Below are 19851 nucleotides of genomic sequence, written 5' to 3'. Positions count from 1 at the left end.
GATTCGACCGGTTACCGATAGGGTCGGGCGCGTGGAGATCCTGCTGATCGTCATCGTGGCACTGCTGCTGATCATCGCGGTCGTGGTCGTGTTCAACTTCCTGGGGAACCGCAAGTTGCGGCAGGCCGAGTCCGACGCGCTGCGTGACCGGGCGTACCGGCCCGGCGACCCGTTCTCGACCGCCGACGACGACGCGGTGCGCGGTGATCCCCGGCAGCTGAAACCCAGCGACCTGGTCGACCTCCGCGGCGACACGTTCGCGGTACGCGGGACCCTCCGATTGTCCCAGAGCGGCTACCTCTGGACCGAGAACTTCCTGGACACCGGCACCGGCCGCAAGGCGTGGATCTCGGTCGAGGACGACCCGGACCTCGAGGTGGTGCTGTGGCACGAGCTGACGGGCGTGACGCTCACCCCCGGACCGGACAGCCTGGAGTTGGACGGTCGCCGCTATCACTCCGACGAGTCGGGGTCGGCGGAGTTCACCTCGATCGGAACCACCGGTCTCGCCGCCCGCGGCTCGATGCGCTATCACGACTACGAGGCAGGTGACGAACGCCTGTCGTTCGAGGATTTCGGATCCGGGTGGGAATGCGCCCGCGGCGAGGTGATCGAGCGCAGCGAGTACCGCATCTATCCGTCCGACCCCACTCCTGAATCGTGAAGGGCGCGACGCGACTGCAGGTCCGCTATGCCGACACCAGCGCCCGCCGACTCGCCTTCTCGCTGACCGCCGAACTCCAGGAACCGTTGGCACGCTGCGACCGGCGAATCGGTGACCGCACGGTGTCGCTGCGACTCCTCGGCGCAAGCCATCAGGTGGTGGTCGACGACGGCATCGACCGCCTGTGCGAGACGGTGGCCTGCCTGCCCGGCATGGACGAACCACTGCCGGAATCCGTCGTCGAGGACGGATATACGTTCACCGCGCGCATCGAGTCGTGCGATGCCGACCAGATGCAGTCGATCGTCGCCAATCTCGGCCACCGCATCGACCGCCACGTCGCCGCCGGCGGCCCCGCGGTGATGGGCCACTTTCCCGGGCTGCCGCTCGCGGTCACCGCGGTGATCGCGACGGCGCACGCCGACGCACTCGCCTGGCAGACCTGGCACACCTATCCGCAATGCTCCGAGCTCGTGGTGACCTCGAGTGAGCTGCGCCGGACTCCGGAGACCGGCGGATGACCCGACCGCCACCTCCTCCCCCACCGTCGGGCGGATTCGGTCCCGACCCGGGTTCCGGCCGCGACGACGATCCTCGTCGCGGTCTGCGCCGAACCCGGAACCTCGCGGTCGCCGCGATCGTGCTGATCGCCGTCCTCGCCATCGTCGGGTCGTGCTCGGTGAAAGCGTTCCGCGGTCTCGCCGGCGACGACGCCAGCGCGCGCAGCTACATCACGTCGCACTACCAGCGCGACACCAGCCTCGACGAAGGTGACGTCGACGCCTACGTGGCGGACGGGACGCCCGATACCGTGGCCGCGGAGTTGAGCGATGTGGAGCGCCCCAACGATCAGCGCAGCGGCGACACGGCGAATCCGTCCAATGTCGCGGGCAGCCAGTTCCTGCAGTACCCGGACTATCTGATCGGGCTGTTTCCCTTGACCGCCAACACGACCCGCGTCATGCTCAGCCGCGACTACCGATCGGGATACAACCACTACCTCCCGTTCATCGGCGCCTTCTGGGTGCCGACACCGAATTTCGGCGGCTCCGGCAGCAGTTACCGAGGCGGCGGATCCGGCGGTGGCGGCAAGTGACCGAAACCATCGCACCGAGCCCACCGATCAGTCCCCATCTGCCCACCCGACCGTCCAGCATCACCTGAACCGGAGGACACCGTGCTCACCAGACTCATCGAGAATGCCTACGCGGCAGCGGCCTACGGCGCGACCGGTATGGTCCTCATGCTGCTGGCCTTCGCCGTCGTCGACGTGCTGACACCCGGCAACCTCCGCCACCAGCTGTGGGCGGATCGCAACCGCAACGCGGGCATCCTGGTCGGCTCCAATCTGGCGGCGGTCGCCATCATCGTCACCGCGGCGATCGTCGCGAGCCAGGGCAGGCTGCTGGAGGGCCTCACCTACACCGTCGTGTACACGATCATCGGCATCGTGATCATGACGGCGAGCTTCCTGATCATCGACCTGTTCACCCCGGGCAAGCTCGGTGAACTCGTCGTCCATCCCGAAAGCCACCCGGCGGTCTGGGTCCACGGTGTCACCCACGTCGGCATCGCGCTGATCGTGGCCGCCTCGATCCTCTGACCTCACACCGGCATCAGCAGAATCATGACCACCATCGAGGAATCCGCGTCGGGCGCATCGAACGACGACGACGCGGCACGGCCCGTCGACACGGCACGGCCTGTCGACGGGGCACAGCCCGTCGAGGACACACGGGGCCGATGGTCCCGCACCGCGCTCCTCGCGGTCGTGTTCGTCTGCGCCGCATGCGGTCTGGTCTACGAACTCGCCCTGGTGTCCCTCGGCTCGTTCCTGATCGGCAACACCGCCACCCAGGCCTCCATCGTGCTCGCGGTGATGGTCTTCGCAATGGGCATCGGGTCGCTGGCGGCCAAACCCCTGCAATCGCATGCCGTCACCACGTTCGCGGCCATCGAGCTGGCGCTCGCCCTGATCGGCGGGTTGTCGGTGATGGCGTTGTACGCCGCGTTCTCCTATCTCTCGCTGTACACACCCGCACTGGTGGCCGTGGCGTTCGTCCTCGGCCTGTTGATCGGCGCCGAGATCCCGCTGCTGATGGTGCTGCTGCAGCGAATTCGTCGCCAGGACGCGGGGTCCGCGGTCGCGGACATGTTCGCGGTGGACTACATCGGCGCGCTCGTCGGCGGCCTCTGTTTCCCGTTTCTGCTGCTCCCGCTGTTCGGGCAATTGCGAGGCGCCCTCGTCGTCGGGCTGGTCAATGCCGCGGCCGGCTGTTTCCTCGTGTTCGTGGTGTTCCGGCATGACCTGGGCCGTACCCGGGGGCTGGTGCTGGGCGTCGTGGGCGTCGGCGTCGTCGCCACGTTGATCGCGGGACTGGTGTGGGCCGACCGATTCGAGGTGACCGCCCGCCAGGCCCTCTTCCGCGATCCGATCGTCGCAGCCGAACGCACGCCGTATCAGGACATCGTGATCACCCAGCGCCGCACGCCGGTCGGGCCCGACACACGGCTCTACCTCAACGGGGATCTGCAGTTCTCGTCGATCGACGAGTACCGATATCACGAGTCGCTGGTCCATCCGGCCCTGTCCGGGTGGCACGGCAAGGTCCTGATCCTCGGCGGCGGCGACGGCCTCGCGCTGCGGGAGGTGTTGACCTATCCCGACGTCGAGTCGGCAACCCTGGTGGAGCTCGACCCGGAGATGATCCGGCTGGCCCGTTCCGACCACCGCCTGCGCGATCTGAACCGTGGTTCGATGGACGATCCGCGCAGCACCGTGGTGAGCGCTGACGCGTTCTCGTGGTTGCGGGACAACCGGGACCGCTTCGACGTCATCATCGTCGACATGCCGGATCCCGACGAGTCCGCCACCGCCAAGCTGTATTCCACCGAGTTCTATTCACTCGTCCGGGCGCATCTGGCCGACGGCGGCCGCGCCGTGGTGCAGGCAGGTTCGCCCTACTTCGCACCACACTCGTTCTGGTGTATCGATGCGACGCTCCGCGCGGCCGGCTTGGCGACCACGCCCTACCACGTCGACGTGCCGTCGTTCGGCGACTGGGGCTACCTGTTGGCCGGGACGTCGAAACCCGCTCTGCGGGTGGACTCCCCGAAACCGTTGCGCTTCCTCAGCCGGGCCGAGTTGGCCGCGGCGGCGGTCTTCCCCGCCGACCGCCCTCCGATCGATGTTCCGCCCTCGACACTGATGGACCCACGCATCCTGCGGTACGCGCAGGGCGAGTGGTCGGTGTACTGAGCTCGGCCGTCCCGGTTTGGCGGTCAAGGTGATCACCGGGCCCGGGAGGTGGGATCGTGGAGACCATGTCCGGACAGCTGGCGATCGCCCTCGCCGTGGCGGCCGTGCTCGTCGTCGTCGCGGCGGTGGTGCTCATCCGCACCCGCCGCGTGGTCACCACGCCGACCGAGCGTGCCGTCCATTTCGCGCTGCAAACGGCATCGCAGGCGGCGCGTTCGCTACGCACGGGCCTCTCGGCGTCCTCGGCGCGCGACGCCCTCCCGCACCTGCGAGCGCTCACCGCGGCCGATGCCCTGGCGCTCTACGATCCGGTCGGCGAGGTGCTGGCCCACGAGCCCGCCGACGATCCCCTGTGGGATGACGCGCTGACCGCTGCCGCGGCAGAGGCGGCGCGGACGGCGGAGCCCGATCGGCGACGAGTACTGGTGAACGATCCGTGTGGTCCGGAATCGCCGGTCCGCGCACTCATCGCCGAACCGCTGATCGCCGACGGCAGCAGCGTCGGAGTGCTCGTGGTGGCCACCACCCAGCGTCCAGGACCGGGCATGCTCGGCGCGGTCGGCGAGGTCGCGCGGTACGTGTCGAGCCAGATCGAATTGGCCGACCTCGAGACGTCGAGGGCGCGCCTCGATCGCGCGGAGGTCCTCGCGCTGCGCGCACAGATCAGTCCGCACTTCATCTACAACGCCCTCAACACCATCGCGTCGTTCGTGCGGACCGACCCCGACCGGGCCCGGGAACTGATCCTCGACTTCGCGGACTTCACCCGGTACTCCTTCCGGGCCGCAGGCGAATACACCGTGCTGGCGGACGAGCTGCGCAACATCGACCGGTACCTGACGCTCGAACGCGCCCGGTTCGGACCGGCCCTGAACGTGAAGCTCCAGGTGGCGCCGGAGGTGCTGAACGTCGTCGTGCCGTTCCTCGCGTTGCAACCGCTCGTGGAGAACGCCGTTCGGCACGGACTGGCGGGCAAGGGCGGCGGCACCATCACGATCATCGCCCGCGACGAAGGCGCCGACTGTGTGATCACCGTGGAGGACGACGGCGCCGGCATGGATCCCGAACTCCTGCGGTCCGGCGACATCGATGCCCTGACGCCCGCCGAGAACGCCGCCCGCAGCGAGTCCGACGGCGCCCACGTGGGGCTCACGAATGTGGATCATCGGCTGCGGGCCGCGTTCGGCAACGATTACGGTCTAGTGGTCGACACGGGGATCGATGCGGGCACCCGAGTCGGCATGCGGGTCCCCAAGTTCCGCGCCGGTATCCGTGCCTAGCATGTCCGTGAAGGGAGGTCCTCGAATGCCGTTGGTGGTCCTCGCCGTCGACGACGAGCCCCCGGCGCTCGACGAACTGACCTATCTGCTCCGGCATCAGCCCGAGGTCGACGATGTGCTCAGCGCCGGCGACGCCACCCACGCGCTGCGGCAGCTCAACGAGCATCGCATCGACGCGATCTTCCTGGACATCAACATGCCCGGGCTCTCCGGCCTCGAGCTCGCCGGTGTGCTGACCAAGTACGCCGATCCGCCCGCCGTCGTGTTCGTGACCGCCCACGACGACAAGGCGGTCGACGCCTTCGAGGTCGGCGCGGTCGACTACCTCCTCAAGCCGTTGCGCGAAGAACGACTCACGCAGGCGATCTCCCGCGTCCTGACGGTCCGCGAGAGCTCCGGCCAACCCGGACCGGTTCCGCCGGGGGTGACCGGCACCGACGAGGTGATCCCGGTGGAGTTGTCCGGCGTCACCTCGCTGGTCCGCCGCGACAGCATCTCCTGGGTGGAGGCGGTGGGCGACTATGCCCGGCTGCATTCGAAGTCGGGCGCTCATCTCGTGCGAATCCCGTTGTCCACCCTGGCATCCCGCTGGCAGGATCACGGATTCCAGCGCGTCCACCGATCCTATCTGGTGGCGCTGCCGATGGTGACCGGACTGCGCACGAGCGGTTCCACGACCGTCGTGGCCATCCGTGCGAACGGGGCGTCGGCCGCCGTCGAGCTGCCGGTCAGTCGCCGTCAGCTCCGTGAGCTCAAGGATCTGCTGATCCGCGATCCGATGCGTGAGCTCAAGTCGATCTCGGACGACCCGGCGCAGCGATGACCGGTCAACAGCCACAGCGGGAACGGGTGGTCTTGTCGCGGCGGCGCGGCGCGCGAATGGTGCGCACCCGGGTCGAGGTGCAGGAGCAGACCGAGGTCGGCGACGCCCTGGTGCGCGGGCTGATGCGTGCGCAATTGGGACTCGCCCTGCGCCTGGCGATGAGTGTGGTCGCCATCATCGTCGCGATCCCGGTGGTGGGCACCATCTTTCCGTGGCTCACCACCGTCAGCGTGCTCGGGATCCGGCTCAACTGGCTGATCCTGGCGCTGTTGCTCTACCCCCTGCTCTACGTCACCGGCCGGGTCTACGTGCGGTTCGCCGAACAGGCCGAACGCGACTTCATCGGACTCGTCGACGACGAACGCGACCAGCGGTGAGCACCGACGTGGATGCGCTCACCGCGGTGGCGCTGGGGCTCGCGGCCGTCGCCACCGTTGCCGTCGGCGCGTACGGCGGCCGACTCGCCCGGACCACCTCCGACTTCCTCGTCGCCTCGCGCAGCGTCGGCTCTCGCTGGAACGCCGCAGCGATCTCCGGCGAATATCTCTCGGCCGCCTCCTTTCTCGGCGTCGCCGGCCTGGTGGCCAAGTACGGCGCCGATGCGCTCTGGTATCCGGTCGGATTCACCGCCGGGTATCTGGGGCTGCTGTTGTTCGTGGCGGCCCCGCTGCGTCGGTCCGGCGCGTATACGGTGCCCGACTTCGCCGAGTTCCGGCTGAGCTCCTCGACCGCCCGGCTCGCCTCGATGATGGTCGTGGTGGTGGTGTGTGTGCTGTACCTGATCCCCCAGCTCCAGGGTGCGGGACTCACCTTGAACATCCTGCTGGGTGCGCCCGTGTGGATCGGTGTGGTGGCGGTGGGCGCGATCGTGATCGTCAACGTCGTCGGAGGCGGCATGCGATCGATCACCTTCGTCCAGGCATTCCAGTACTGGCTCAAGCTCACCGCGATCGCGGTGCCGGCGCTCGCCTTGCTCGCCGTCTTCTTCTCCGACCGGGCAGAACTCGGCGCGCCCGCACCACCACGCGTGGCGCAGGCCACCACGGTCGACATCACCACCGATGTGACGGTGACAGTCACCGAGACAGCGGGCCTGACCGTGACGGGAACACTCGACGGTGAGCACGTCGAGGCCGTGCCGATCCCTACCACGGGAACACACGACCTGGCTGCCGGTACGATGATCCACCTCGATGCGGGCGCGGCCACCCCGGTGGTGGAGGGCGCCCCGACCACCGGGGCCGACTGGATCGCCTCGGGCGGCGGACTCGGTGGGCGACAACCACTGTTCGAAGTGCTGTCCCTCATCGTCGCGACCTTCCTCGGCACCATGGGACTCCCACACGTACTGGTGCGCTTCTACACCAATCCGGACGGTCGGTCGGCGCGCCGGACCGCGCTCGCGGTGATCGCGTTGCTGGCACTGTTCTATCTGTTCCCCACGCTGCTCGGAGTCTTCGCCAGGCTGTACGTACCGCAGCTGTTGATCACCGGCACCGCCGACGCCGCGGTCCTCCTGTTGCCCAGCGCGGCGGTCGGCGGGGTGGCCGGGCAGTTCCTCGCAGCCCTGGTCGCCGCGGGCGCCATCGCCGCCTTTCTCGCGACGTCGTCGGGCCTGCTGGTCAGTGTCGCGGGTGCGCTCGCCACCGACGTCCTGCGCGGGCGCGTCCGCGACTTCCGGCTAGCGGCCGTGATCGGCGGTCTGATCCCGATCGGGCTGTCGCTCGCCGCCACCTCGCTCGAACTGTCGCGGACCGTCGGCCTGGTGTTCGCGGTCGCCGCCTCCACGCTGTGTCCCCTTCTGGTGCTGGGGATCTGGTGGCGAGGCCTGACGGCACCCGGCGCCGTCGCCGGCCTGGTGGTCGGCGGGTTCTCGTCGGGGGCGGCGACCAGCCTGGCGATCGCGGGTGTGGTCGACAACGATGCGCTCGGCGGCTGGCCGGCGATGATCATCGGATACCCGGCCGCGGTGACCGTGCCCCTCGCGTTCGCCACCATGATCCTGGTCAGTCTCGCCACCCGAGCGCACCTGCCCGTCGACCTCGCCCGCACGTTCGCGCGGATGCATGTTCCGGAACGCCTCGGGATGGGGATCGAACGGTTGCCGAAGGAGTAGTCGCGACGGCGTGGGCGCCGGGTACGCGGGATCACCGGGCCTGCGAGGTCGCCGGGCTTGCGGGATCGCAGGGCTTACGGGATCGCCGGGCTTACATGGGCGTTGGTCAGCGCGGGTATGTGGTGATCTCCTGTCCCGTGGTGGCGTTCCGCCACGTGATGGTGCGGTCGGTGTTCATGGTGGGTCGCCATCGGCCGAGGTGTTTGCGGTGATGGTCGGGCGGACACAGCGGAGCCAGGTTGAAGGCCACCGTCCACCCGCCGGCGCGCGGGTCGGCATGGTCGAACTTCACGATGTGGTCGAGCTCGCACTCGTGAGAGGGCATCCCGCAGAACGGGTATCGACAGATGAGATCCGACAACAGGATCTCGCCACGTAGCCGTTCCGACGGTGTGTGGGTCAAGGCACCGGGCGGTGGATGCTCGAACCCGCCGTGGCCGGTCGGATCCACCGGCGGGGCCGGGCCGCGGTCACCGATGACAATGAGGCCGGAGCCGCGGCGGGTCAGGTGTGGAGGCAGCGTGATCAGCGAGGCTCGCGGGGACAAGGTGGCCGCCAATGACGGGTCGATGGCCCCGAAGCCGCGCAGTCGAGGCACCTCGACACCGGCCGGATCGACGACGAGGGTCCACGGGGCCGGAACTGCCTGGCCGGGAGACGCTTCCGGTGCAGGTTCGGTTCCGGAAAGGCTCTGTGCACGAGCGCCGGCCACCTCGTCGGCCGGGACATCGACCTCGGCCGCCGGTTCGTTCGCCTCGGCCGCCAGTTCGTTCGCCTCGTTCGCCTCGGCCGCCGGCCCGCGCATCGGGCAGTCGTCCAGACCACACGCACAGGTCAGCTTCTTGCCAGGCACCCCGAGCAGCTCCGCCAACGCGAGCACGCGGCGGCGGCCGATCGTTCGAGGATCGCGGCGACACACCCGCACGGCGATCAACGCACCGATCCGGTCACGCAGGAACACCGCGTCCTCGGCCGGCACACACGCGTCGATGTTGGCGTGACCGGATGAGTCGTCGGTAATGCTGACGTTCTCCCACGCATCGGCGAATCCGTCACGCGCCTCGGCCGCAGCCTCCGGATCGAGACTGATGACCGCCTCTTCGAGTTCGTCACGCAGCACCTTGTCGGTCGAGGGGCGCGACGCCAGGTCCAGTGCGATGTCCTCGAAATCGGGTTCCGGGGTGGCGGCGTCCTCGGCTGCGCCGGTCTCTTCTGCGCCGGTCTCTTCTGCGCCGTTCTCTTCTGCGCCGTTCTCTTCTGGGCCGTTCTCTTCTGGGCCGTTCTCTTCTGGGCCGTCAGACGTGACGTCGGCGTTTGCCGGATCCACATCTTCGGCACCACCCGTGGGCTCCGATCCCCGCGCATCCCCGACATGCGGCGCCTCGGGCGCCGACCGTGCCGCGTAGACCATCACCGACATCCGATGTGTGCTGAAATCACCTGCCAGATATGCCATCCGGATCTTCGACAGATGCTGCAAGGCATCGCCGAGATTGGACCAGGTACCCGCCTTCTTCCGGGAGATGCCCAGCTGCAACGAGATCTCGCCGATGGCCGCCTTGTCGGCGGGGTTGCGCACCATCATCTGCCGTTCGGGACTCAGCGACATCAACATCTCGTCGTAGACCGACTGTCCCAGCCGATGGGCCGCCAGCAGCGAACGTGCCTCGGCCTGCCGACTCAACCGCAACGCATCACGTGCCGTACCCGCCAACTCGGACGACGGCGCGCGGGACAGCGCCGCATCATCCGCGACAGGATCGGTGAACACGAACACGAGCAGACCTCACTGGACGAAACCGACAGGACACCAACAACATCTGCCCGTCATCGAATGCGTAAAGCCCGCGTGTAGATCAACTGCACACAGACTATCGCGGAGCACCGACAGAATTGTTCGGGGCGAGCGGGGGTGGTCTCGATACGCCCGCTCGTTCCTCGCGGGCTACTCGACCGGCGGAATATGAACCACTCGACCCGCGGGAAGCGGGCTACTCGACCGGCGGAATATGAACCACTCGACCCGCGGGATGCGGGTTATCTGTCTCGGGAACCACCCAACCGTTCGTCGCCGGGCATCGACCGCCCGGCGCACAGTCACCCGACTTCGGCGTGTGACCCATGCCACCCCATTCTGCTGTGACCTGACCCTCAATATTCTCCAGTTCAGAGTGTCATCACAGTCCCTGTAGGAGGCAGACGTGTCCACCATCGAACAGCCACCCGGCGCGGTACCGCACCCGCCGACCGGCGAACAGTTCCTGGAGGTGCAGGCCAGTCCGCAGTTCCAGGATCTCCGCAGCCGCCTTCGCCGATTCGTCTTTCCGATGACGGCGTTCTTCCTGCTCTGGTACGCGCTCTACGTGTTGCTCGGAGCATTCGCCCACGACTTCATGGCGACCGAGGTCTGGGGCAACATCAACGTCGGTCTGATCCTGGGCCTGCTGCAGTTCGTGTCCACCTTCGTCATCACCGGGCTGTACGTGCGCTTCGCGAACCGCGACCTCGATCCCCGTGCCGAAGCGATCCGTGACGAGATGGAAGGGCCGGTCAACGCATGAGCTCCACACACACCCAGGTGGTGGCCGCCGCGGTCGGTAACCCGGTGGCCAACATATCGATCTTCGTGGCCTTCGTGGCCGTCACCATGTACGTGGTGATCCGCGCGAGCAAGAACAACAAGTCGGCTGCCGACTTCTTCACCGGCGGCCGCGGCTTCTCCGGACCGCAGAACGGTATCGCCATCGCGGGCGACTATCTCTCGGCAGCCAGCTTCCTCGGCATCGCCGGCGCGATCGCCGTTTACGGGTATGACGGCTTCCTCTACTCGATCGGCTTCCTGGTGGCGTGGCTCGTGGCCCTGCTGCTGGTGGCCGAATTGCTCCGGAACACCGGCAAATTCACCATGGCCGACGTGTTGAGCTTCCGGCTCCGGCAGCGTCCGGTCCGACTGGCCGCGGCCATCTCGACGCTTGCCGTCACGCTGTTCTACATGCTCGCCCAGATGGCAGGCGCAGGTGGCCTGGTCGCCCTGCTCCTCGACATCGAAGGCCGCGTCGGCCAGTCGATCGTCATCGCCGTCGTCGGCGCGCTGATGATCGTCTACGTCCTCATCGGCGGGATGAAGGGCACCACCTGGGTGCAGATCATCAAGGCGGTCCTGCTGATCGCCGGGGCCGCGATCATGACGTTCATCGTGCTGGCCAAGTTCGGCATGAACCTGTCCAGCCTCCTCGGCTCAGCCCAGGACGCGATCTCCGGATCGACCGACGAGAAAATCGCCGCCCGTGACGTTCTCGCGCCCGGTGCGCAGTACGGCGGCTCGTTCGAGTCGCAGGTCAACTTCGTGTCGCTGGCCATCGCGCTGGTGCTCGGTACCGCGGGTCTGCCGCACGTGCTGATGCGCTTCTACACTGTGCCGACCGCGAAAGAGGCACGGAAATCGGTGGTCTGGGCGATCGGGCTGATCGGCGCGTTCTACCTGTTCACACTCGTGCTGGGCTACGGGGCCGCGGCTCTGGTCGGTCCGGACAAGATCATGGCGGCCGCCGGCAAACAGAACTCCGCGGCTCCGCTGCTCGCATTCGAACTCGGCGGCGTGGTACTCCTCGGAATCATCTCCGCGGTGGCGTTCGCGACCATCCTCGCCGTCGTCGCCGGGCTCGCCATCACCGCGTCGGCCTCCTTTGCGCACGATATCTACGGCAGTGTGATCAAGCGCGGCAAGGCAAGTGAGGCAGAGCAGGTCCGGGTGTCCCGCTACACCGTCGTCGTGCTCGGCATCATGGGCATCATCCTGGGCATCCTCGCCAACGGACAGAACATCGCCTTCCTGGTGGCCCTGGCGTTCGCGATCGCCGCGGCGGCAAACCTCCCGACGATCCTGTACTCGTTGTACTGGAAGCGATTCAACACCCGCGGCGCCCTCTGGAGCATCTACGGTGGCCTGATCTCGACGATCGTGCTGATCATCTTCTCCCCGGCGGTCTCCGGATCGGCGACGGCGATGATCCCGGGCGCCGACTTCGCGTGGTTCCCGCTGGCCAATCCGGGCATCGTGTCGATCCCGATCGGTTTCATCCTCGGCATCGTCGGAACGTTCACGTCGCCGTCCGACGTGGGCACGCCGGAACGCAAGGCCGAGATGGAGGTGCGTTCACTCACCGGTGTCGGTGCGGAAAAGGCTGTTTCGCACTAGCTCTCGCGCTCGGCCGACGACAGAGGTTGCATTCTGGTCCGGATACCGGATCAGAATGCAACCTCTGTTCGTATCAGTCCTGGATGCGCGCGAACGGCCGGGCCGCCTCGATCTCGAAGGCCAATTCCAGCAGCAGGCGTTCGCGCCCCAGATCCGCGCAGAAGTGGATACCCACCGGCAGCCCTTCGGAACTCCGGCTCATCGGGAGACTGATGGCCGGGGTGCCGGTGGTGTTGTTGGCGGGCGTGAAGGCGACGTAGTGCACGAGCCGCTCGAAGATCTCGTCGAAATCGCCGCCGGGATCGAGGTAGCCGATCCTCGGGGTGGTGTGCGACAGCGTCGGCGACACGATGAGATCGAACCGGTCGAACACGGTGCGGAACCGCGCGGTGGCACGTTTGAGTCCCACGATCGTCGACGGTGTTCGCCAGAACGCGCGCAGATACCGCTGCGAGAGACCCACGGTGAACGGATCGAGTGCGTCGGTATCGAAATCCTTGCCCACCAGCAGCTTTCCGAGCCGGTGCATCGCGCATGCGAGCATCGACCAGTAGTCGGTGAACTGTCGGACGAAGGTCTCGTCCAACGGGACCGGGGTCACCTCGACCTCATGCCCCAGCGAGGTGAGCAGGTCCACGGCCGAGGAGAGCGCGGCCACGGTGTCGGCGTCTATCGGGGTTCCGGTCACGGTGTCGTTGATCAACCCGATCAGCAGCCGCCGATTGCCCGGCCCCTCCACGAGACCCACCGTCGGGAGCTCCGACGGTGTCCGGAACTTCTCGGCATCATCGATGAAATGCGCTGTGTCGCGCACAGTTCGGCTCAGGACTCCGTTGGAGATGATGTCCACCGGAAGGATCTGTCCGGTCGGAGACGGGGCCACTCGCCCGCGCGATGGCTTGAGTCCGACCAGCCCGCACGCCGCGGCGGGGATCCGGATCGAACCGCCGCCGTCGTTGCCGTGGGCGAGGGGCAGCGCACCGGCGGCCACCAGCGCGGCCGACCCGCCCGACGACGCGCCGGACGAGTAGTCGGTGTCCCACGGATTGCGGGTGGGGTCGCGGTCGACGAATTCCGTTGTCGCGGTGAGTCCGAAGGCCGGCAGCGTGGATGCCCCGACGATGTTGACGCCGGTCGAGAGGAACTGCTCGGTGAAGGGTTCGTTGCCCTTGGCGGGCAGGTCGGGCATCGCAGCCGAACCATTGCCCACCGGCAGCCCCTCGAACAGGGTGTTGTTCTTGATGATCGACGGCACCCGAGCGAACGAGCCGGCCGGGAAATCGTCTTCCGCGGCCCGTTTGCGCGCACGATCACGATCGTCGACGGCGATCGCGTTCAGCCTCGGGTTGACCGCGTCGATCCGGGCGAGCGCGGCATCGAGTGCTTCGGCGGCGGAGATCTCGCCCGATCCGATCGCGTCCGCGACCCCCACACCGTCGAGGTCGCCGAGCGCGTCGTCCCCGAATGCGTGGACGTTCTTCATGCGGGGAGCGTAGCGTCCGGCGACGTCGATCGGCCATCGCTTGAGGATGTCGGGGCGGGTGATCTCGATATGGCGCCTCGCTACGCTCGGTGCCTACTCGATCAGCGGGGGTGGCGTTGCCTACTCGATCAGCGGGGGCAGGCGGTGCCTACTCGATCAGCGAGGGGTGTGCCCTCAGCGCCTGCGCGCGCTCATGGCCATCACGTCCGCGACCAGATCCTCCGCGTAGCGCTCGTCGAGGGCCAGGCCGAAGACGGCGTGGTGATAGAGGGGCGCGACGACGTGGTCGAGGATCTGGCGTACCGACGGCGTCGTCTCGCCACGAGCGACCGACCGACCGACCATCTCTTCGGCCTGCTCCCGGCGGATCTCCCAGCAGGGACACTCCTCGACGACATCGTTGCGGGCGAACACCATGGCACGCAGATACGCCCGCCGCTTCGGGCGCCCGATGTCGGCGGCGATGATCTTCGACCACTCGGCGAGGTCGACGTCGAGCACACCGGTGTCGGGCAACGGCTCGCCCTGGGTGAGTGCGGCGACGGCCACCTCACCGAGCAGCGTCTCGATCGACCCCCATCGTCGGTAGATGCTGGTGGGGTTCACCTCGGCGAGCTCCGCCACCTCGGGGATCGTCATGGTGTCACGCCGGCCCGCACCGACGAGCTGCCCGACCGCCGCGTACACCGCCGACTGAACCCGCGCACTCCGACCACCCGGGCGCCTGGAACTGCCGGGATGGGCATTCGCCGCTGCACTGGAACCACTCATGTCAGCCATTATTGCAAATCAAGTTGCTTTAGTGGGTGGGTGTGGCTACTTTGAATTTAACGCAAATTTCTTTGCTTTAGGGAGATGAGATGACTCGACTGCACCCGCATCGCGCATTCTGGGTGGTCACGGCCACTTTCGTGATGGTCCTCTTCTCCTCTGCTGCGCCATCGCCCCTGTATCCCGTCTATCAGCAACTCTGGGGTTTCTCGGCATTCACCCTCACCGCCGTCTTCGCGATCTACGTCGCGTTCATGCTGGTGAGCCTGCTCACCGTCGGGTCACTCTCCGATCACATCGGCCGCCGACCCGTACTTGCGGTGGCGCTGGTCCTTCTGATCGTGAGCATGGTCCTGTTCGTCGAGGCCGACAGCGTCGGCGTCCTGATGGCGGCCCGCGCACTGCAAGGCCTGGCCACGGGCGCCGCGATGGGCACGTTGACCGCCACCGTCGTCGACCTGCAGCCCACTCCCCGCATCGGCTCCGCGATCACCGGTGCGGCGCCCACCATCGGCCTGGCCGGCGGAGTCGCGGTCGCCGGACTCTTCGTCGAGTACGCACCGGCACCCCGCTTCCTCGTCTACGAGGTGATCCTGGCGCTGTTCGCCGCTCTGCTGATCGCATTGCTCTTGGTGCCCGAGACCTCCGAGAAGATCGGCTTCACGTCGCGTCGGCACCTCTTCACCACACTCGTACCGCAGGCCCGCGTCCCGGCCGAGGTCCGCGGCGCGTTCTTGGCGGCCGTTCCGGCACTCGTCGCGACCTGGTCACTCGGCGGGCTCTACCTGTCCCTCGGCTCGTCGGTCGTCGCCCGCGTCTTCGGGGTCAGCAACCACGCCGAGGCCGGCCTGCTGCTGTTCGTCTTCTTCGCGTCCGCCGCGGTGACCTCGCTATTCATCACCGGACGCGACGCAGGCACCAAGCTCGCCTTCGGCTACCCCGCCCTCGCCGGTGGCGCCGTCATCTCGCTGTCGGGTGTGCTCATGGAGGCGCTGCCGCTCTACATCGTCGGCTCGATCGTGGCGGGCGCAGGCTTCGCCGCCACTTTCCTCGGCGCGCTGGACAGCATCATCGCGGAAACGCCCGCACAGCAACGCGGACAGGTCTTCTCGTCGGTATTCGTGGCGAGCTACCTCGCCTTCAGCCTGCCCGCGGTGGTGGCCGGACTCGTGGTCTCCCACATCGGCCTGCAGGAGACCGTCGTCGGCTATGTGGCCTACGTGCTGTTGCTGGCGGTGGTCGGTGCGCTCGTGACCGCCGGTATCCGCCGGCGGTCGGCGAGAAGCAGGCCGGCGACGAGCGGCGCGGCGGAGCCCGAGCGCACGATCCCTGACCGCACGACCCCTGACCACTCGATTTCAGTGCGGCGCTGACACGCTCGCCCGCGTCGCCCGAATCGAGGCGTCACGTCGGTGCGCCGTCCGGCCGGGCGCCGACGATCCGAGCAGCCATCTCCGCCTGGAACTCACCGATCTGCTCCGGCGTCATCGCGCCGGACTCCCGATACCAGCGCGCGACGTCGACACCCATCGACAGCAGCAGCGTCGTGGTGGCTTGTGGGTCGTCGACGTCGAACACTCCGGCGGCGATGCCCGCATCGACGATCGCGCCGACACGTCGGGCGACCTCCTTGCGCATCACTCCGATGGCGCCCCGATGCTCCACCGAGAGCGAGTCCAACTCGTAGTTGACGACCCTCGACCACACATGATCACGGGCGTGGTGAGCTGCCAGCGCACCGATCACGGCCCGCAGCCGCGCGGCAGGCGGGCGCGCGGGATCGTCGGCGGCATCGATCAACTCGAGGAACGAGCGGTGCCCGGCACCGGAGAGCTCGTAGAGCACCTCCTCCTTGGACCGGAAGTGCACGTACACAGCTGCCGGACTCATCTGCGCCCCGGTCGCGATGTCACGGGTGGTCGTCGCGTCGAATCCCTGTGCCGCGAACGCCTCCACCGCGGCTCGCAGCAACCGTGAGCGCGCCGCGACGGCACGGGGCGGCGGTTCCACGACTGACATGTCGCCGGCCTCCGTTTCCGATGATCCGCTGACATTGACATGAGCCGCTGGTCGCGGCATAGTGCAGAGTATCACTAAGCAAGCGCTTAGTCAGCAGACGCATACAACCGTCACCGTACGTTTTCACGTCTGCATCCCACGCCCGCCGACCAGGAGTAAGACAGAACTCATGCAGCTGAAATTCAGTCCCGAAGAAGAGGCGTTCCGCGATGAGTTGCGGGCGATCTTCGCGAAAGTCCCCGAAGACCTCCGGCGCCGGTCAGAGGCGGGCAAGCTGAATTACCCGGACGACCTCGTCACCACCACCCGCATCCTGAACGAGCACGGCGTCGCGACGCCGGGTTGGCCGGTCGAGTCGGGCGGCCGCGACTGGACCCCCATCCAGAGCCACATCTACCGCGAGGAGATGAGCCTGATGCACGTCCCGGACATGCTGCCGTTCAACGTCGGCATGATCGGTCCGGTCATCGCGCAGTTCGGTTCACCGGAGATGAAGGAACGCTTCCTGGCCAAGACCGCCAACCTCGACATCTGGTGGTGCCAGGGCTTCTCCGAGCCCGAGGCCGGTTCGGACCTCGCATCACTCAAGACCCGCGCGGTCCGCGACGGTGACCACTACATCGTCAACGGCCAGAAGACGTGGACCACGCTCGGCCAGTTCGCCGATTGGATCTTCTGCCTCGTGCGCACCGATCCGGACGTCAAGAAGCAGGCCGGCATCAGCATGCTGCTGTTCCCGGTGGACACCCCCGGCGTGGAAATGCGACCGATCCAGCTGATCGACGGTGGTTTCGAGGTCAACGAGGTCTTCTTCAGCGACGTCCGCGTGCCGGTCGAGAACCTCGTCGGCAAGGAGAACGAGGGCTGGACCCAGGCCAAGTTCCTGCTCGGCAACGAGCGCAGCGGCATCGCCCGCATCGGCTACACCAAGACCAAGCTGGCCAAGGCGAAAGAACTCGCGCGCCAGGTCACGACCGCGTCCGGTGGCACTCTCCTGGAGGATCCGCTGCTCGCAGCCCGTCTGGCCGAGCTGGAGAACGACCTCCTCGCCCTCGAGGTGACTCAGCTCCGCGTGGCCGCGTCGTCGGCGGACGGTAAGCCGAACCCGGCGTCATCGCTGCTGAAGCTGCGTGGCAGCCAGTTGCAGCAGGAGGCCATGGAGCTCCTTGCCGACATCGCCGGCGCCGACTCACTGCCCGTTGCCGGCCTGGATGCGTCCGCCGCCAACGGCACCGCCGACATCGCGTCGCCGGAGTGGGCGCAGCTGTCCGTACCGACCTACCTCAACTATCGCAAGGTCAGTATCTACGGCGGATCGTCGGAAGTTCAGCGTCAGATCATCGACAAGGCCGTGCTGGGCCTGTAAAAGGCCACCGCACAGAATCTTTCACCACACAAGAGAACCTGGAACCTTTCATGGATTTCGCACTATCCGACGAACAGACGATGCTGCGCGACACCGTGCGCGAAGTACTGACCCGCAAGTACGACATCGAGACGGTCCGCGCGGTCACCGACACCGAACTCGGCTGGGACAAGGGGGTGTGGAAGTCGTTGGCCGACATCGGCATCCTCGGCCTCACCTTCCCCGAGGACGACGGCGGCATGGGCGCCGGCCCGGTGGAGTTCACGAGCGTCATGACAGAGCTCGGGCGCGCGCTGGCACCCGAGCCGTACCTCGACGCGGTCCTCGTCCCGGGGTCGCTCGTCGCCGCGACCGCCGACGACAACACCCGCGCCGAAATCCTCGGCGGGCTGGCTTCGGGTGAGCTGCTGATGGCGTTCGCCCACCTCGAGCCGGGCGACCGCTGGCCGGGCGCGAAGGTCGCCACCACGGCCACCGGAGGCAAGCTCAACGGCACCAAGGTTCTTGTCGGACATGGTGACTGCGCGGACAAGCTGGTCGTTTCGGCGCGCGCCGACGATGGTGTCGCCCTGTTCCTGGTGGACGCGGACGCCGACGGTGTCTCGCGGACTCCGTACCGCACGCACGACCGTCGTCGGGGCGCTCAGGTCGAGTTCACCGACGCCGCCGCGGTTCGCCTGGGCAGCGGCGACGCGACCCAGGTCATCGCGGACGCCGAGGTCGGCATCCAGACCGCGTTGTGCGCCGAGGCCGTGGGTGCCATGGAGCGCGCCCTTGACCTCACCGTCGAATACCTGAAGAACCGCAAGCAGTTCGGTGTCACGCTGTCACAATTCCAGACCCTGACCCAGCGCGCCGCCGACATGTACGCCCAGCTGGAGCTGGCACGCAGCATGAGCCTGTATGCGACAACCGCATTGTCCGACGGCATCTGTGACCCGGCCATCGCGTCGCGTGCGAAGCTGCAGATCTGCCGCTCCGGCCGGGTCATCGGACAGGAGGCGGTGCAGATGCACGGCGGTATCGGCATGACCGCCGAGTACCCGGTCGGCCACTACCTGAGCCGACTGACCGCGATCTCGCACACCCTCGGCGACGCCGCCGATCACGTGTCGGTGCTGGCACGCTCGGTCGGCGACCACGAGATGGTGATGATCGGCTGAGTCGGTTCGAACCGGCCACCAAGGCCCCTGTCGACGTTTCGGAATCATCCCGAAACGGTGGCGGGGGCCTTGGCGTTTCCGGGCGACGTGCCGATCTCGGATCGCTACTGTCTCTCTCATGAACCAGCTGCGCGACAACCTGGGTGACGCGGCCGCCTACAGCCTCATGGGGATCGTGTTGCTGGTCCTCGGATTCGTGGCCCTCGATCTCGTCACGCCCGGTCGATTGCGCAACCTCATCTGGCTCGACCACAACCGCAACGCGGTGATGCTGGCGACCGCCCAGGTGATCGGGCTGTCCATCGTCATGGTCGCCGGGGTCCGCGACTCGGTGACGCTCGATCTGTGGCGCGGCGTCCTCTACACCGTCGCGTACACGGTGCTGGCCATCGCCGTGATGATGTGGTCGTTCGTGCTGATCGACTGGCTGACCCCCGGCAAGCTGGGCACCCTGCTGCTCGACGACGACGAGCACCCGGCCGGCTGGATCTGCGGTGCCGTGTTCATCGGGGTGGGCGCCGTGATCGGCGCGGCGTTGAGTTCTTGACGGGCTGATGCGGTCGCGTCCGAGATGAGCGCACGGGTCGGGTTCCGACCGCGCCGAGCGGGCGCAGATCCTCGCCGAGCGTGCTCCGGTGCGCCCGATCGGAGGGAATCTGCGCCCGGTCGGCGGCGGTCGACAGCTATTGACGGTTGCTCAATAAGCTCT

19 protein-coding genes are annotated in these 19851 nt (G+C 67.4%); 15 read left to right on the top strand and 4 right to left on the bottom strand.

Annotated features, from left to right (window positions below):
• The first annotated feature begins 31 nt into the window (after nucleotides 1-31).
• The 9 genes from ACLQ3I_RS15755 to ACLQ3I_RS15715 all read left to right on the top strand — a co-directional run bounded on the left by ACLQ3I_RS15755 (nucleotide 32) and on the right by ACLQ3I_RS15715 (nucleotide 8142).
• Nucleotides 32-664: a DUF4178 domain-containing protein gene (locus ACLQ3I_RS15755; RefSeq protein ID WP_425803067.1), complete on the top strand. Its 633-nt coding sequence runs from the start codon at nucleotides 32-34 to the stop codon at nucleotides 662-664.
• The gene (locus ACLQ3I_RS15750) at nucleotides 661-1185 is read left to right on the top strand and encodes a DUF2617 family protein (protein WP_425803065.1); all 525 of its coding nucleotides are present in this window, start codon (nucleotides 661-663) and stop codon (nucleotides 1183-1185) included. Before ACLQ3I_RS15755 ends, ACLQ3I_RS15750 begins: the two co-directional genes overlap by 4 nt.
• The gene (locus tag ACLQ3I_RS15745; protein ID WP_425803063.1) at nucleotides 1182-1760 is read left to right on the top strand and encodes a DUF4247 domain-containing protein; all 579 of its coding nucleotides are present in this window, start codon (nucleotides 1182-1184) and stop codon (nucleotides 1758-1760) included. The genes ACLQ3I_RS15750 and ACLQ3I_RS15745 overlap by 4 nt, the downstream gene beginning before the upstream one ends.
• Nucleotides 1761-1841: 81 nt before the next feature.
• Nucleotides 1842-2267: a DUF350 domain-containing protein gene (locus ACLQ3I_RS15740; RefSeq protein ID WP_425790131.1), complete on the top strand. Its 426-nt coding sequence runs from the start codon at nucleotides 1842-1844 to the stop codon at nucleotides 2265-2267.
• Nucleotides 2268-2291: 24 nt separating this feature from the next.
• The gene (locus tag ACLQ3I_RS15735) at nucleotides 2292-3923 is read left to right on the top strand and encodes a polyamine aminopropyltransferase (protein WP_425803061.1); all 1632 of its coding nucleotides are present in this window, start codon (nucleotides 2292-2294) and stop codon (nucleotides 3921-3923) included.
• A 65-nt stretch (nucleotides 3924-3988) separates the two neighbouring features.
• Nucleotides 3989-5203, top strand: a complete 1215-nt coding sequence (locus tag ACLQ3I_RS15730; RefSeq protein ID WP_425803568.1) for a sensor histidine kinase — start codon at nucleotides 3989-3991, stop codon at nucleotides 5201-5203.
• Nucleotides 5204-5228: 25 nt separating this feature from the next.
• Nucleotides 5229-6026, top strand: coding sequence for a LytR/AlgR family response regulator transcription factor (locus ACLQ3I_RS15725; protein WP_425790137.1), 798 nt, complete (start codon nucleotides 5229-5231; stop codon nucleotides 6024-6026).
• The gene (locus ACLQ3I_RS15720) at nucleotides 6023-6403 is read left to right on the top strand and encodes a hypothetical protein (RefSeq protein ID WP_425790139.1); all 381 of its coding nucleotides are present in this window, start codon (nucleotides 6023-6025) and stop codon (nucleotides 6401-6403) included. The genes ACLQ3I_RS15725 and ACLQ3I_RS15720 overlap by 4 nt, the downstream gene beginning before the upstream one ends.
• Nucleotides 6400-8142 carry a cation acetate symporter gene (locus ACLQ3I_RS15715; RefSeq protein ID WP_425803059.1) on the top strand — a complete coding sequence of 581 codons (1743 nt, stop codon included), beginning with the start codon at nucleotides 6400-6402 and terminating at the stop codon, nucleotides 8140-8142. The genes ACLQ3I_RS15720 and ACLQ3I_RS15715 overlap by 4 nt, the downstream gene beginning before the upstream one ends.
• Nucleotides 8143-8248: 106 nt before the next feature.
• Here ACLQ3I_RS15715 and ACLQ3I_RS15710 read toward each other — a convergent pair whose 3' ends face one another.
• Nucleotides 8249-9913: an HNH endonuclease gene (locus tag ACLQ3I_RS15710; protein WP_425803056.1), complete on the bottom strand. Its 1665-nt coding sequence runs from the start codon at nucleotides 9911-9913 to the stop codon at nucleotides 8249-8251.
• Between the two features lie 430 nt (nucleotides 9914-10343).
• Between ACLQ3I_RS15710 and ACLQ3I_RS15705 the strand changes: the two genes are divergently transcribed.
• The gene (locus ACLQ3I_RS15705; RefSeq protein WP_425790144.1) at nucleotides 10344-10703 is read left to right on the top strand and encodes a DUF485 domain-containing protein; all 360 of its coding nucleotides are present in this window, start codon (nucleotides 10344-10346) and stop codon (nucleotides 10701-10703) included.
• Nucleotides 10700-12340: a solute symporter family protein gene (locus ACLQ3I_RS15700; RefSeq protein ID WP_425803054.1), complete on the top strand. Its 1641-nt coding sequence runs from the start codon at nucleotides 10700-10702 to the stop codon at nucleotides 12338-12340. Before ACLQ3I_RS15705 ends, ACLQ3I_RS15700 begins: the two co-directional genes overlap by 4 nt.
• A 73-nt stretch (nucleotides 12341-12413) precedes the next feature.
• Here the strand turns inward: ACLQ3I_RS15700 and ACLQ3I_RS15695 are convergent, their stop codons facing one another.
• Both ACLQ3I_RS15695 and ACLQ3I_RS15690 read right to left on the bottom strand, forming a co-directional pair.
• The gene (locus tag ACLQ3I_RS15695; protein ID WP_425803052.1) at nucleotides 12414-13823 is read right to left on the bottom strand and encodes an amidase; all 1410 of its coding nucleotides are present in this window, start codon (nucleotides 13821-13823) and stop codon (nucleotides 12414-12416) included.
• A 174-nt stretch (nucleotides 13824-13997) separates the two neighbouring features.
• Entirely contained in the window at nucleotides 13998-14603 is a 606-nt protein-coding gene (locus tag ACLQ3I_RS15690) for a TetR-like C-terminal domain-containing protein (RefSeq protein WP_425790149.1), read from the bottom strand.
• 80 nt (nucleotides 14604-14683) lie between these two features.
• Here ACLQ3I_RS15690 and ACLQ3I_RS15685 point away from each other — a divergent pair, with 80 nt between their 5' ends.
• On the top strand, nucleotides 14684-15967 hold the full coding sequence (locus tag ACLQ3I_RS15685) for an MFS transporter (RefSeq protein WP_425803049.1): 1284 nt from the start codon (nucleotides 14684-14686) through the stop codon (nucleotides 15965-15967).
• A 31-nt stretch (nucleotides 15968-15998) separates the two neighbouring features.
• Here the strand turns inward: ACLQ3I_RS15685 and ACLQ3I_RS15680 are convergent, their stop codons facing one another.
• Nucleotides 15999-16613 carry a TetR/AcrR family transcriptional regulator gene (locus tag ACLQ3I_RS15680; RefSeq protein ID WP_425790153.1) on the bottom strand — a complete coding sequence of 205 codons (615 nt, stop codon included), beginning with the start codon at nucleotides 16611-16613 and terminating at the stop codon, nucleotides 15999-16001.
• A 169-nt stretch (nucleotides 16614-16782) separates the two neighbouring features.
• Between ACLQ3I_RS15680 and ACLQ3I_RS15675 the strand changes: the two genes are divergently transcribed.
• From ACLQ3I_RS15675 to ACLQ3I_RS15665, 3 genes are all read left to right on the top strand, one after another.
• Nucleotides 16783-17979 carry an acyl-CoA dehydrogenase family protein gene (locus tag ACLQ3I_RS15675; protein ID WP_425803047.1) on the top strand — a complete coding sequence of 399 codons (1197 nt, stop codon included), beginning with the start codon at nucleotides 16783-16785 and terminating at the stop codon, nucleotides 17977-17979.
• A 50-nt stretch (nucleotides 17980-18029) separates the two neighbouring features.
• Nucleotides 18030-19142, top strand: coding sequence for an acyl-CoA dehydrogenase family protein (locus ACLQ3I_RS15670; protein WP_425803045.1), 1113 nt, complete (start codon nucleotides 18030-18032; stop codon nucleotides 19140-19142).
• Between the two features lie 118 nt (nucleotides 19143-19260).
• On the top strand, nucleotides 19261-19689 hold the full coding sequence (locus ACLQ3I_RS15665) for a DUF350 domain-containing protein (RefSeq protein WP_425790158.1): 429 nt from the start codon (nucleotides 19261-19263) through the stop codon (nucleotides 19687-19689).
• Nucleotides 19690-19851 lie beyond the last annotated feature (162 nt).

The organism is Gordonia sp. DT101, assembly GCF_049844895.1.
Taxonomy (GTDB): Bacteria; Actinomycetota; Actinomycetes; order Mycobacteriales; family Mycobacteriaceae; genus Gordonia.
Note: the sequence above shows the minus strand (reverse complement) of the source record. Positions and strands in the feature narration are given on the sequence as shown.